Consider the following 13971-nt stretch of genomic DNA (forward strand, 5'->3'; position numbering starts at 1 on the left):
CGTCGCCACGGTCTCCGGCGGTGGCATCTCCACCGTGCAGGGCCTGCTGCCGATGGACGACAGCGTGATCAGCGGCAACACCACGCGCGGCAAGGTGGAGAAGGACGCGACCTTCGTCGCCGCGCAGCCGCCGCGCGGCGAGGGCCACTGAACGCCCCCGCGCCGGTCTCGTCGCGGCTGCCCGAGTTCACCTGGGACACCCTGGACGCCGCGGCCGCCCTGGCCGCGGCGCATCCGGACGGCCTGATCAACCTTTCCATGGGTACGCCGGTCGACCCGGTGCCGGAGGTGATCCGGCTGGCCCTCTCCGACGCGTCCGACGCCCCGGGTTATCCGCTGACCGCCGGCACTCCGGCGCTGCGGGACGCGATCGCGGCCTGGGTGGCCCGGGCCTGCGGCGCCGGCGTCGACGGGCTCGGGGTGCTTCCGACAATCGGCTCCAAGGAGCTGGTCGCCTGGTTGCCCACCCTGCTCGGGGTGGGTCCCGGCGATGTCGTGGTGGTGCCGTCGGTCGCCTACCCGACGTATGAGGACGGCGCGCGGCTGGTCGGAGCCACGACCGTACGCGCCGACTCACTGACCGCCGTCGGTCCGACCTCCCGGGTACGCCTCGTCTGGGTCAACTCGCCGGGCAACCCGACCGGCCGGGTGTTGCCCGCGACACACCTGCGCAAGATGGTGGACTGGGCCCGGGAGCGCGGCGCGGTGGTCGCCAGCGACGAGTGCTACCTGCCGCTGGGCTGGGATGCCGAGCCGGTCTCGGTGCTCTCGCCCGAGGTGTGCGGCGGCTCGTACGACTCGGTGCTGGCGGTGCATTCGCTGTCCAAGCGCTCCAATCTCGCCGGCTACCGGGCCGGCTTCGTCGCCGGTGACCCGGCTCTGGTGGCCGAGCTGCTCAAGATCCGTAAGCACGCGGGGATGATCGTGCCCGCACCGGTGCAGGCGGCCATGGTGGCCGCTCTGCGCGACGAGCGGCACGCCGACGAGCAGCGCGAGCGCTACCGTGCGCGACGCGAGGTGCTGCGGGCGGCGTTCACCGGCGCCGGCTTCACCGTGGAACACTCCGAGGCCGGGCTCTACCTCTGGCTCACCCGCGGCGAGGACTGCTGGGCCACCGTCGACTGGCTGGCCCGGCGGGGGATCCTGGTCGCCGCCGGTGTCTTCTACGGCCCAGGTGCCCGGCAGTACGTCCGGGCCGCGCTGACCGAGTCCGACGAGCGGATCGCCGCCGTCGCCGCCCGGCTCGCGCAAGCTTGACCCGACAACCGCGAGGCCCGCTCCCCGAGGTCGGGAAGCGGGCCTCGATCGGGTCCCGGGTCAGTCCTCGTTGATCCGTTCGAACACCCGCAGCAGGTTGTCCCGGCTGCGCCGCTCCAGCAGCACGCTGCCGAACAGCTCCTGCATGGTCATCACCCGACCGTCGTGCAGCGTCAGCTCGGCCTTCAGCGGGATCTCCTTGGTCACCGTCACCGACCGCACCTCCTCGTACGGCAGGAACTGGTGCCAGGCCGCCAGCTTCTCCACCGGTGCCGATTCGAGCAGGGCCTTGAGTCGCTTCTCGCCGTCGCCGGCCTTGCCCGGGTCGGCGACCGTGATCAGACCCCGATCGAGCACCAGCAGGTCGTGCTGCACGCCGTCGATCTTCACGTTGCCGATGGCGCCGATCACGCCGGCGTTGTCGGCGGTGGCCCGGCGCTGCACGACGGTCGCGCCGGCCGGGTCGATGCCCAGCTCGGTCAGCCGGGCCAGCGCCTCGTCCAGGGTCTGCGGGTCGACCGCGAGCTTGGCGATCTCGGCGAGGTCCAGCGGCTCGCCGTCGGCGCCGACGAACTGGGCCGGACCGGTCCAGGACAACTGGTAGCGGGCCTGGCCGGCCCGGACGGCGGCGTTGTCGAGCAACATCTCCATCGGCCCGGCGAAGCGGATCGCCGCCTCCTCGCGGGTGGCGTCGCCGAAGAACTGCTCGGCGAACTCGCCGAGCCGGCTCTCCCGGACTAGGTCGAGGATGGTGTTCAGGCCCGGCTCGGCGCTGCCGGTGAACCGGCCGGCCGCCCGGTAGATGCCGTCGACCTGCCGCTGCATCCCGGCGGCGATCGAGGCGTGGGTGAACTCCGCCCAGGGCAGCACCTGGCGGTCACCCTGGTCGACCACGAGGCCTTGGAGCCGTCGGCCGGCGTCGCTCACGTCGGTGAGCAGGACACCGGCCGCGCGGTCGTCCGCCGCCACGACACCGGCCGGCAGTTGTGCCATCGCGTCGATCCGGATGCCGATCGGCGGATGGGTGTCCCACCGCGACGGTTCCCGGTCGGGCGTCTCCTGCCGGAGCTGGTCGATCGCCTCCCGGCGACCGTCGAGCAGCTGCCCGAAGCCGCCGAACAGATCGTCCGGGGCCAGTCCGGCCTGCCAGCCGGACTGCACGTAACTTCCCATGTAGAAGTTCCAGGCGGCATCGAGTGCCGGCAGGTTGCGCAGCGCGGAGGTGGCCGCCTCGTGGCCGGCGAGCTGCACCGACGCGCGGTCCGCCTCCAGTTCCTGGCGCCGCGAGGCGGCGTTGTCGACCATCAGGTAGAGCTTGGCGTAGCCCTTGAAGACCAGTCCGATCGGGTTGCGTGGCTTGATCCGCTCGATGGTGCTCCCGATCGCCACCCGGCCCCGGTAGGCCACCGCACCGAGCCGGGTGTGGCTGCCCGAGTAGTGGCCCAGCTCGTGCGCCAGCACCGAGCGGAGCTGGTCGACCCGCAGCCCCTGGAGCAGCGGCAGGCCGACGTACAGGGTGCGCCGCCCGCCGATCAGGCCGAGCAGCCGGCTCTGCTCGCTGACCGCCGCGTTCACCTCGGGCACCAGCCGGATCTCGTCCGGCGCGCGGGTGCCGACCGCGGTGGCCAGCTCGCGGACGGTGGCCCAGAGCTGCGGCGCCTCCCGCTCGTCGAGCACCAGGCCCGGTGCTGGCTCGTGCTTGGTACGGATTGCCTTCCAGAGCCCGACGGCCACTGCGCCCAGCGCGACGATCAGCGGCAGCAGCAGCTTGGTGGCCGCCAATCCGTTGGTCTTGCTGGCGATCCAGTAGAAGAGCGCGCCGACAGCAGCGAGCTGGAGCAGCGCGACCACGTAGAACCCGATCAACATGACCACCGAGGCGAGGGCCCGGTACGTCGCGGCCATGGTCGTTCCTTCCCCGTTGAGGCCCGCCGGGGTGGCGGGCGGCGCAGGGGACCGTACGACGTGGATCTTCTCCGGACAACCCCCCTTCCGGCCCGGGCGATATCCTCGGCCCGGTCGGGGCCAGCCGGCCCCGTACCCGAGCAGGAACGCCGAGGTGTGCGGATGGTGGACGGGCCGGATGCGCCGGTACGGGTCGCGGTGGTCGGCACCGGCCTGATCGGCGGGTCGGTGCTGCTCCGGCTGCACGCCGCCGGTCTGGACGTGACCGGCTGGGACCCGGACGAGACGACCCGCCGGCAGGCCCGGTCGACCGGCGTACCGACCGCGGAGCGGCTGGTCGACGCGGTCACCGACCGGGACGTGGTCTTCCTCGGCGGGCCGCTGCCCACCCTGCCGGCGACCCTGGTCGAGGTCGCCGCGGCGACCAGCGAGGACTGCCTGCTCACCGATGTCGGCAGCACCAAGGCGGAGCTGGCGGCGTTCGCCGGGTCGCGCGGGCTGACCCACCGGTTCGTCCCCGGCCATCCGATGGCCGGCACCGACCGGGCGGGCCTGGGCGCGGCGCTGCCGGAGCTGTTCGCCGGTGCCGCCTGGGTGCTCTGCCCCGCACCGGACGGGCTGGCCGCGTTCCGCCGGCTCGCCGCCCTGGTCACCGAGGTCTTCGCCGCCCGGGTGGTGCCGATGGCGGCGGACCAGCACGACGCGGTGGTGGCGCTCGCCTCGCACGTGCCGCACCTGCTCGCCGGGGCGCTGGCCGGTGCGGCCGAGCGGTCGCCGCTGCGCGACGCGGTCCTCACGCTGGCCGCCGGCAGCTTTCGCGACGGCTCCCGGGTCGCCGGCACCCCACCCCAGCGCACCGCGAACATGCTGCGCGGCAACCGCGACGAGGTGCTGGCCGCGCTGGCCGAGGTCACCGCCTTCCTCGACGAGCTGGCCGGTGCGCTCCGGGCCGGCGACGCCGACGCGCTCACCGCCCGGTACGCCGAGGCCGGCGATGCCCGCGCCGCGCTGGCCGGCCGGTCGTACCACGAGCAGCTCCGGTCGTTCCCGGCCGGCGGCGAGCGCACCGACGAGGTGTCCTGGCTGTGCGGGGTGGGAGCGGCGGGCGGCCACCTCAGCGGGTGCCGGGTGGACGCCGGCACCGTCTCGTACACCGCCCACCTTCCGTACCCCGGCTGACCGCCGCTGGTCGGTGGCGGCTCAGCGGCTGCCGCGCCGGCGTGTCGGGTGGCCGGACCGCCAACGATCGACCGGACGGACGCCGAGTCCCGGCCCGGCGGGCGCCACGCCACATCGGTGGGCGCGGCGTGGGACCCGCCGCTAGGGTGAGGGCATGGTGGACGGACCGGTGGTGACGGTACGCGGCGAGGCGTACCGCGAGGTCGCTCCGGAGGTCGCCCGGTTCGCGGTGACCGCGCTCGCCCGGGACCGGGACCGGGAGGCCACCCTGACCCGGCTGGCCGAGCGGGCCGCCGCCGTCCGGGTGCTGCTCGATTCCGCCGAACCGGCGATCGACCGCCGGGAGACCGGCGATCTGCGGGTGCGGCCGGAGACGCGACGCTCCGGGGAGCGGGTGGTGGCGTGGCACGGTTCAGTGGTCACCACGGTGACGGTCACCGACTTCACCGCGCTGGGTGAGCTGATGCTGCGCCTGGCCGACCAGGACCAGGTCGAGGTGGCCGGGCCGTGGTGGTCGCTGCGTCCCGACAGCCCGACCTACCGGGAGGCCCGGCACGCCGCGATCGCCGACGCGTTGCAGCGGGCCCGGGAGTACGCCGAGGCGCTCGGCGCCCAGGTCACCGACCTGATCGAGCTGGCCGACGAGGGCGGCACCGGGCAGCCGATGATGGCCCGGATGGCGTTCGAGGCCGGTGGCGTCGCGGGCGGTGGCCCACCTGAGCTGGAGCTCGATCCGCAGCCGCAGGGTGTGCATGCGGCGGTACGGGCCCGCTTCGCGATCAGCCAACCGGTCCTGTCCTGATGCCCGCCGCCCAGGTGCTGCCCGTCGAGGAGCTGCTGGCCCGCGCCCGCGCGCTCGCCGAGGCCGGCCCGCGCCAACTGCTCGGCATCACCGGTGCCCCCGGCGCGGGCAAGTCCACGTTGGCCGCGCAGGTGGTGGCGGCGGTCGGCCCGGCCGCCCGGCTGGTGCCGATGGACGGCTTCCACCTCGCCCAGGCGGAGCTGCACCGGATGGGTCGGGCCGCCCGCAAGGGCGCGATCGACACCTTCGACGCCAACGGCTATGTGTCGCTGCTGCGCCGGCTGCGGCGCAAGGAACCGACCTCGGTGTGGGCGCCGGAGTTCCGCCGGGACCTGGAGGAGCCGATCGCCGGGGCGATCGAGGTGTCGCCGGAGGTCCGGCTGGTGGTGACCGAGGGCAACTACCTGTTGATCCCGGACTGGCCCTGGGACGAGGTACGCGCGCTGCTGCACGATGCGTGGTTCCTGGATCTGGACGCCGATCTGCGGCAGCGCCGGTTGGTCGCGCGGCACGTCGCGTACGGGCGGTCGGCGCAGGAGGCCCGCAGCTGGGCGCTGGGCAGCGACGAGGTCAACGCGGCGTTGGTGGTCGGCACCGCCGACCGTGCCGACCTGGTGGTACGCCTAGCCGAGCCCCCGCCTGGGTGACGGCACCGCCCGCCGGAGCAGCCAGGCAACCCGGGACCGTTCCCGCTGGAACTCGGCGGCCTCCGGGTAGCCGCTGTGGCTGCGGATCGGCGGGTCGGCCACCTCACCGTCGCTGGGGTGCAGCGCCTCGGGGTCGGTGACGGCCACGTCCCGTTCCCCGGCGGTGACCGGCCAGCCGAGCGGGTCGGTGTCCCGCCAGAAGTTCGTCCAGCCGATTCCGCCGGAGGGGCGGGTCAGCGCCCGGGTCAGCTCCGGCAACCGGTCCGGCCCGAAGTACGCGGGGAAGACCCGGCCGTAGAGCCGGGTCAGCTGGCAGCCGTAGGAGAAGAACCAGATCCGTCGGCGCCAGCGGTTGGGCAGCTGGAGGATGACCGCGGTGCAGATCACCGTGCCCTGGCTGTGGCCGGACAGGATGATGCCGTCCATCCGGCGCGGATCGTGCTCGGCCAACGCGAGCAGGCCGGCGGTGCGGGTGAGCAGTTCGGGCACGGCCCGCTCGGCGTAGCTGGGTGGGGCGAGTGGGTGCGCGGCGCGGGGCCAGAACGTCCCCACGTCCCAGAGCACCCCGACCGAGCGTCGGACGGTGTCGTTGCGGTAGACGAGCAGGCCGACGGCGGCGACCGCCACCGGCAGCCAGCCCAGTAGCGAGTCGCCCAGGTCGGCGACTCCCCTGACCACGGCCGTGGGGCCGGTCGTCGACATCTGATCGGGATGGACCGGGGAGAGGACCGCCACGCAGCAGAGGGCGGCCAGCAGGGCCAGCGCGCCGGCGTACCAGCCGATCAGGCGCAGGGCGTGCTCGCCGACCAGCCGGTGGATGGCGCGATGGGCGCTGACGTCCCGAGCACGGCGCAGATCGTGGGCGGAGAGTCGTTTGTCGCTCGCCGTCAGCTCGGCGTACTCCTGCTTGCGCAGCCGGTGGAACAGCACGACGGCACGGGTGGCGACCAGGGCGAGGGCGACCAACGCGACGGCGAAGCTCAGCCCGACCCACGTCGTCGGGGCCGGGGGGACCACAGTCGGACGGCCGCCGGGCGGGACCTCCCCGTTGAGGTGGTCGGTGACCCAGTAGACCAGCCCCGTGCAGTACGCGAGGCAGAGCAGCCAGCCGAAGCCGGCGATGACGGCCGGAGCGCGGCCCCGCCAGGCCAGGTCGGTGTACGGCTCCAGCGGCTGCTTCGCGTCGCTGGGGCGGATTCGCGGCAGCATCAGCCCGGTCACGGCGACGGCCAGCACCGGCAGGGCGAGCTGCCACACGTCGAGCGGGGCGGGCCCGACGGCGGGCAGCCAGCCGTGGTTCCAGGCGGCGCCGGCGGCGATCAGCAGCGCGGCGGCGACGGGTGCGGCGAGCCCCCGGCGGCCGGAGCGGGCGGTGGTGCCGACGGCGATGAGCAGCAACAGCTGGCCGGTGACCAGCCACGCGATGATCCCGTCGAAGCCCGGCAGCGAGCGGTCCTCCCGGCACCCGGGCAGGAACGGTGCGGTGTCGCACCCGGCCGGCGGGCGCAGGCCGGCCAGTGGGGTGCCGGCCGCGCCGTCGGGCAGCAGCAGCACCAGCACGGTGCCGGCCAGCCCGAGCACGGTGAGCACGGTGACCGCGACGGTCCAGTGGCCAAGCGGGGTGGCCCCGGAGCGCCGGGTCAGGTAGGGGCGGCCGATCGCCACCAGCGCGATCGCCACGACCGCGGCGAGCATCGCCACGGTGGGCCAGGCGACCGCTGCCCGTGCACCCTGCGGCGGGTCCAACACCAGGATGCTGCCGAGCGGGACCGCCGCCGCCACCACCGCGCCCGTGCACAGGTGCAGCACCGCCGCCCGGCGCAACTGTCCCTCGCCCCACCAGAAGGTGGGGTCTTCGAGTGGGTTGGCGGGCGGGCCGGGCGGCTTCTCCGCGGCCGGTGGTGGCGCGTCGACCGGCTGGCTGGGCAGCACCTCGGCGTCGACCGGCGTGGGTGTCTGGCGTGCTGGCGGGTTCACCGGATCGGCGGGCATGACCGCCTCGTACTGGTAGGTGCGCCAGGCGACGATGCCGAGTACCGCGATCAGGGCGAGCGGCACGGTCAGGCCGACGGCGAGCGCCCGTCCGCCCTGCTGCCACCAGGGGCTGGCGAGGAAGTCCCACGGCCCGGGAATCCGGCTCAGGCAGGTCTGGTCCACGCACTGCCAGCCGATGAGGTCGACGCCGACGCCGGTCAGCGCCAGCACCGGTGTGCTGGTCAGGCTCAGGCAGAACAGCCGGATCAGCCAGGCGGTGATCCCAGAGCGGCTGGCCAGCCGCTCGGTGGTCGGGTCGGCCGGTATCCCGGGCCGGGCGTGCAGCGCCACGTTGGCCAGGGTGAACGGCAACAGCAGCGTCCACAGGGCCCGCTCCACGTCGCGCGCGGTCCGCGCGCCCGAGGTCAACTGCCCCCAGCTGTACGCCTCGACGACGATCGGGTCGTGCGGCGAGGCGGTGGCGGAGCGGTAGAAGCCGGTGACCGGGCCGCCGGCCACCAGCCGTGGCTGAGGTGCCTCGCCGCCCGGGTCCGGCGTCAGTCCCAGGGTCTCGGAGGGCGGCGTGTTGGACACTCCGTGTACGCGCAGTTCGAGGATCTGACCGCCCATGCCAAGCCTCCCGGTGACGACTCTGCCACCCAGGGTGCTCGATTTCTGCGTCCAGTGCCACCGGCCGGGACGGTGTTTGTGCAGGTGAAAGGGGGTGTCGGGGTCAGCTGATCTGGCGTACCGGGCGGGCGGGGTTGCCGACGGCGACCACATTGGCCGGCAGGTCCCGGGTCACCACGGCGCCCGCGCCGACGACTGTGTTGTCACCTACCGTGACTCCGGCGAGGACGATCGCGCCGCCGCCCAGCCAGACGTTGTCGCCGATGGTGATGGGCTGGGCCGCCTCCCATTTCGCCCGGCGCGGCTCCGGGTCCACCGGGTGGGTCGGGGTGAGCAGTTGCACGTTCGGACCGACCTGCACGTCGGCGCCGAGAGTGATCGGCGCGACGTCCAGGAAGACCGCGTGGAAGTTGACGAAGCTGCGCGGGCCGATCCGGATGTTCCAGCCGTAGTCGCAGTAGAACGGTGGCCGGATCCAGGTGTCCTCGCCGAGTTCGCCGAGCAGTTCACGCAGCGCGGCCCGGCGGTCGTCGGGGTCGTCGGCGGAGCTGGTGTTGAACCGCTCCATCAGCCGAGCGGCGCGGTCGAGGTCGGCGGCGATCTCCGGCCCCTCGGCGATGTAGGGCTCGCCGGCCAGCATGCGTTCCTTCATGGACGTCACCCGTCCGATCATGCCGCTGTGGGCCGGGGTGCGGAATTAACTTCGTCACATCCTTGACTCCTCATTACATACTCGGTATGCAATTCTGGCAGGTATCGATGAGGTTCCTCATCGATAACAACGCTCTGGTAAGGAGGATCAGTTGCCACGAAAAAGCAGACTGACCGCCATTGGACTCGTGCTGGGTCTGGTGCTCGGGGTGCCGGGCGCGGCCACGGCCAAGCCGTCCCAGCCGGCCTCGACGGCCATGCTCTCCGCCAACACCGCCACCGGCCAGCCGGCGCCGGCCGGTCGGTCGACCACCGTCACGCTGCTCACCGGTGACCAGGTGACCGTCAGCGCGGCCGGCGCGGCGAGCGTACGCCCGGCCGAGGGACGTTCCGGCGTCCGCTTCCTCACCCTGCGAGACCAGGAACACCTCTGGGTGGTGCCGCAGGACGCCCTGCCACTGATCCGCGACGGCCGGGTCGACCGCCGGCTCTTCGACGTGACCGGGCTGATCGCCGCCGGCTACGACGACGCCCGTCGCGACGACCTGCCCCTGATCATGAAGTACCAGGCGGGCGCGGCACGGCGTGGCGGCGCACCCGGCGGGGTGACCGTCACCGGTGACCTGGCGGCCATCGGCGCGGTCGCGGCCACCGCGGAGAAGCGACAGGCGGGCCAGGTGTGGGCCGCCGTCGCCGGAAGCGCCGCCCGGATCGACGCGGCGGGGGGTGTCGAGCGGATCTGGCTCGACGGCAGGCGACAGTTGACGCTGGAGCACAGCGTGCCCCAGATCGGCGCACCCGCCGCCCACCAGGCCGGCTTCACCGGCCAGGGGGTACGGGTGGCGGTGCTGGACACCGGGATCGACGCCGGGCATCCGGACCTGGCCGGCCGGGTCGCCGAGGCGCAGAACTTCACCGAGGAGACGAACCCGGGTGACCTGGTGGGACACGGCACCCACGTCGCCTCGATCATCGCCGGCAGCGGCACCGCCTCCGGCGGCCGGTACCGGGGCGTCGCGCCGGACGCGACCCTGCTCTCCGGCAAGGTCTGCGAGGTCTACGGGTGCACCGAGTCGGCCATCCTGGCCGGCATGCAGTGGGCCGCAGTCGACCAGCGGGCCGACGTGATCAACCTGAGCCTCGGTGGGATGGACACGCCGGAGATCGATCCCCTGGAGGAGGCGGTGAACACGCTGACCGAGCAGACCGGAGCGCTCTTCGTGATCTCGGCCGGCAACGACGGCGCGGTCGGCTCGATCGGCTCGCCGGCCAGCGCCGACGCGGCGCTCGCCGTCGGCGCGGTCGACCGCGACGACCAACTCGCCGGCTTCTCCAGCCAGGGCCCACGGGTCGGCGACGACGCGCTCAAGCCCGACCTCACCGCCCCCGGGGTGGACATCGTCGCCGCCCGGAGCGCAGGGGCGCAGATCGGAACCCCGGTCGGGGACCGTTACCTCTCGCTCTCCGGCACCTCGATGTCCGCGCCGCACGTCGCCGGGGCGGCGGCGCTGCTCGCCCAGCAGCGCGGCGGCGCGACGGCGGAGCAGCTCAAGGCGACCCTGATGGCCTCGGCCGACCCCCACCCGGAGCTGACCGCGTTCCAGCAGGGCGCCGGCCGGGTCGACGTGGCCCGGGCGATCAACCAGTCGCTGGTCAGCGAGCCGGCGAGCGTCTCGTTCGGCCGGACGCTCTGGCCGCACCACGACGACGAGCCGGTCACCCGGGAGCTGAGCTGGCGCAACACCGGGCCGGAGGCGCTCACGCTGGACCTCACCGTCGAGGCCACCGGGCCTGGCGGCGCACCGGTGCCGGCCGGCATGTTCGTGCTGAGCACCCAGCGGGTCGTGGTGCCGGCCGGCGGCACTGCGTCGGCCACGGTCACGGCCGACACCAGTATCGACAGCCCGGACGGTCACTACACCGGCCGGATCGTCGCCCGTTCCGGCGACATCGCGGCGATCACCCCGTTGGCCGTCAACAAGGAGGTCGAGAGCTACACCCTGACCGTCCGGCACCTGGACAGCGCGGGTGCGCCGGCGGCCGACTACGCCACCATCCTGCTCGGGCTGTCGGACTTCAGCTACAACTTCGCGTACGACCCGGACGGCACCGCCGAGGTGCGCCTGCCCAAGGGGCGGTACGGGCTGGCGAGCTACCTGTTCGGGTCGGACGGGGAGAGCGTCGCGTTGATGGTTCAGCCCGAACTGACGCTGGAGCGGGACACCGAGGTCACCGTCGACGGGCGCAAGGCGGGGCCGGTGCGGATGACCGTGCCGGACCGGGCGGCGACGCCGGCGCTGGTCGACATCGGAGCGAACTTCATTCTCGACGACGGTGGTGCCGGCTTCGGCCTGCTCGGCCTCGACTTCACCGGCCTCGCCAGCGGCCAGCTCGGTCGGGCGGTGTCACCGGAGCAGTTCGTCGCCACGGTGGCCAGCCAGTGGGCTGACGTGGAGGCGGCCAGCAGCCCGTACTTCTACGGCCTTGGCGAGAGTTTCCCCGGCCGGATGCCGTCCGGGCTGACCCGGCACTACCAGAAGCGTGACCTCGCCACGGTCACGCACACCTTCCCGACCGGTTACCCGGGCCAGCTCGCCGAGCGGGTCGTCTATCCCGTGTTCGAGCCCGACCTGGGTGGCTGGGCGGTTGTCCTGCCGGCCGCGGTGCCCGGGCAGCGGGTCGAGCACTACTCCGCCAAGGGCATGCGCTGGTCCTCCGAGCTGGCCTTCGGCACGCCGACCGAGGGACCGTGGCTCGACCTGGTGGCGGCCCTGCGCGCGGACCCGACGGCGTACAAGGGCGGCCGACAGTACCGGGAGAGCTGGAACGGCGCGCCGTACGGGCCCTCCTTCCCGGCGCCCCGCTGGCCGGGGCAGGGCCTCACCCGCCAGGGCGACACGATGATCCTGGACGTGCCACTGCACAGCGACGTACAGGGGCACGCCGGCGGGTCGGTCGCGGACACCGCGCGCACCGCGCTGTACCGCAATGGCCAGCTGGTCGGGGAGACCCCGGAACACGGCTGGGCGGTGTTCGAGGTGCCGGCCGGGGAGGCGGCGTATCGGCTGGAGACGTCGGCGAAGCGAAGCTTCACCGACCTGAGCACCGAGGTCGCCGCCACGTGGACCTTCCGGTCCGGGCACGTCAGCGGCGACGATTTCGCCCGGCTACCCGCCTCGGTGATCAGATTCGCGCCGAAGCTGGACGGGCAGCACGCCGCGCCGACCGGCCGGACCTTCCACATCCCGGTCCGGGTGGAACCACAGCCGGGTACCCCGGCGGCGAAGATCGCGTCGCTGACCGTCGAGGTCTCCTATGACGGTGGGAAGACCTGGCGGAGTGCCCAGGTGAAGAAGACCGGTAGTGAGTGGAAGGCCACGGTGCAGCACCCGAGGGCCGCCGGCCACGTGTCGCTGCGGGCCAGCGCCCGGGACACCGCCGGCAACACGGTGACCCAGCGGATCATCCAGGCGTACCGCCTGCGGTGAGCCGTACCCGGTGGCCCCGCCGCACCGGCGGGGCCACCGGGGGACGGGTGCTAAGAAGGGCCCCTTCCTATACGCGAGGCGTTAAGAAGGGGCCCTTCCTTGCTGGTCAGTCGTTGGCGTGCAGGGCGGCGTTCAGCTCGATGCCCCGGCCGGTACGCGGCCGGGCCTCCAGCGCGCCGGTGACCGAGTTGCGCCAGAACAGCAGCCCGTCGACGCCGGACAGCTCACGGGCCTTGACCACCCGGCCGTCCGGCAGAGTGATCTTCGAGGCGGCGGTGATGTAGCAGCCGGCCTCGACCACGCAGTCGTCGCCGAGTGAGATGCCGACACCGGCGTTCGCCCCGATCAGGCTGCGCTCGCCGATGCGTACCTTGTCGGTGCCGCCGCCGGAGAGCGTGCCCATGATGGAGGCGCCGCCGCCGATGTCCGAGCCGTCGGCGACCACCACGCCCTGCACGATCCGGCCCTCGACCATCGAGGTGCCGAGCGTGCCGGCGTTGAAGTTGACGAAGCCCTCGTGCATGACCGTGGTGCCGGCGGCCAGGTGCGCGCCGAGGCGGACCCGGTCGGCGTCGGCGATCCGCACGCCCGAGGGCACCACGTAGTCGGTCATCCGGGGGAACTTGTCCACCCCGTACACGGCCAGGTAGCGGCCGGCGGCCCGCTCGATCACGCGCAGCTCGTCCACCCGCTCCGGCGGGCACGGCCCGGCGGAGGTCCAGGCCACGTTGGCCAACTTGCCGAAGATGCCGTCGAGGTTGAGCTCGTTGGGCCGGACCAGGCGGTGGGAGAGCAGGTGCAGCCGCAGGTACGCGTCGCCCGCGTCCTTGATCGGGTCGTCCAGCGAGCCGATCACGGTGACCACCTGGACGGTACGCAGACCCGGCAGGCCCCGGTCACCGATCGCACCCGGCGGCAGGTCCAGTACGTCGGCCTCGTCCTCGCCGGGCACCAGCGGCAGCTCCCCGAGACCCAGCTTGCCAGTCGGGTACCAGGTGTCGAGCACCTGGTCGTCGGCGGTGACGGTGGCCAGGCCGATGCCCCACGCGGATTGTGTGGACGTCACTTACTCACCTCTCGTTCCCTGCTGCGGGCTCGCGTCTCGCGGTCGCCGGTTGTGACGGTACCGTGCGGACCATGGAGAACCCGCTTACCCCCGAGGTCCTCGCCGATCCGGTGGCGTTGACCCGCGCCCTGGTCGACATAGAGTCCGTGTCCCTCAACGAGAAGGTCATCGCCGACTGCGTCGAGGAGGTCCTGCGGGGAGTGCCGCACCTGGCCACCTACCGGCACGGCAACACCGTGATGGCGCGTACCGACCTGGGCCGGGCCTCCCGGGTGGTGCTGGCCGGGCACCTGGACACCGTTCCGCTGAACAACAACTTCCCGTCGACCATGCGCGGCGATCTGATGTACGGCTGCGGCACCTCGGACATGA

At 73.2% G+C, this 13971-nt stretch carries 9 protein-coding genes and 1 pseudogene; 6 read left to right on the plus strand and 4 right to left on the minus strand.

The genetic code is table 11. The annotated features are described in order from the left end of the window. The first annotated feature begins 147 nt into the window (after positions 1-147). The gene (gene dapC, locus AB0M52_RS18885; protein ID WP_363955067.1) at positions 148-1257 is read left to right on the plus strand and encodes a succinyldiaminopimelate transaminase; all 1110 of its coding nucleotides are present in this window, start codon (positions 148-150) and stop codon (positions 1255-1257) included. A 60-nt stretch (positions 1258-1317) separates the two neighbouring features. Here dapC and AB0M52_RS18890 read toward each other — a convergent pair whose 3' ends face one another. After that, positions 1318-3162 carry a M48 family metallopeptidase gene (locus AB0M52_RS18890; protein WP_363955049.1) on the minus strand — a complete coding sequence of 615 codons (1845 nt, stop codon included), beginning with the start codon at positions 3160-3162 and terminating at the stop codon, positions 1318-1320. Positions 3163-3324: 162 nt separating this feature from the next. Here AB0M52_RS18890 and AB0M52_RS18895 point away from each other — a divergent pair, with 162 nt between their 5' ends. From AB0M52_RS18895 to AB0M52_RS18905, 3 genes are all read left to right on the plus strand, one after another. Next, a complete protein-coding gene (locus tag AB0M52_RS18895) occupies positions 3325-4341 on the plus strand; it encodes a prephenate dehydrogenase/arogenate dehydrogenase family protein (protein WP_363955051.1) in 1017 nt (338 codons plus the stop codon). Between the two features lie 154 nt (positions 4342-4495). Next, positions 4496-5143, plus strand: coding sequence for an SIMPL domain-containing protein (locus AB0M52_RS18900; RefSeq protein ID WP_363955053.1), 648 nt, complete (start codon positions 4496-4498; stop codon positions 5141-5143). Continuing rightward, the gene (locus AB0M52_RS18905) at positions 5143-5790 is read left to right on the plus strand and encodes a nucleoside/nucleotide kinase family protein (RefSeq protein ID WP_363955055.1); all 648 of its coding nucleotides are present in this window, start codon (positions 5143-5145) and stop codon (positions 5788-5790) included. Before AB0M52_RS18900 ends, AB0M52_RS18905 begins: the two co-directional genes overlap by 1 nt. Here AB0M52_RS18905 and AB0M52_RS18910 read toward each other — a convergent pair. Both AB0M52_RS18910 and AB0M52_RS18915 read right to left on the minus strand, forming a co-directional pair. Beyond that, positions 5767-8394: a hypothetical protein gene (locus AB0M52_RS18910; RefSeq protein WP_363955058.1), complete on the minus strand. Its 2628-nt coding sequence runs from the start codon at positions 8392-8394 to the stop codon at positions 5767-5769. The genes AB0M52_RS18905 and AB0M52_RS18910 overlap by 24 nt on opposite strands. Positions 8395-8497: 103 nt before the next feature. After that, a complete protein-coding gene (locus AB0M52_RS18915) occupies positions 8498-9055 on the minus strand; it encodes a sugar O-acetyltransferase (RefSeq protein WP_363955061.1) in 558 nt (185 codons plus the stop codon). A gap of 142 nt (positions 9056-9197) precedes the next feature. Here AB0M52_RS18915 and AB0M52_RS18920 point away from each other — a divergent pair, with 142 nt between their 5' ends. Further along, positions 9198-12533 carry a S8 family serine peptidase gene (locus AB0M52_RS18920; RefSeq protein WP_363955063.1) on the plus strand — a complete coding sequence of 1112 codons (3336 nt, stop codon included), beginning with the start codon at positions 9198-9200 and terminating at the stop codon, positions 12531-12533. A 106-nt stretch (positions 12534-12639) separates the two neighbouring features. On the opposite strand, the gene dapD is transcribed toward AB0M52_RS18920, so the two are convergent. After that, the gene (dapD, locus tag AB0M52_RS18925; protein ID WP_363955065.1) at positions 12640-13599 is read right to left on the minus strand and encodes a 2,3,4,5-tetrahydropyridine-2,6-dicarboxylate N-succinyltransferase; all 960 of its coding nucleotides are present in this window, start codon (positions 13597-13599) and stop codon (positions 12640-12642) included. A 71-nt stretch (positions 13600-13670) separates the two neighbouring features. Between dapD and AB0M52_RS18930 the strand changes: the two are divergent. Further along, a pseudogene (locus AB0M52_RS18930) lies at positions 13671-13971 on the plus strand (succinyl-diaminopimelate desuccinylase); the annotation flags it as partial.

Origin of the sequence: Micromonospora sp. NPDC051296 (assembly GCF_040682255.1) — a bacterium.
GTDB lineage: Bacteria > Actinomycetota > Actinomycetes > Mycobacteriales > Micromonosporaceae > Micromonospora > Micromonospora craterilacus.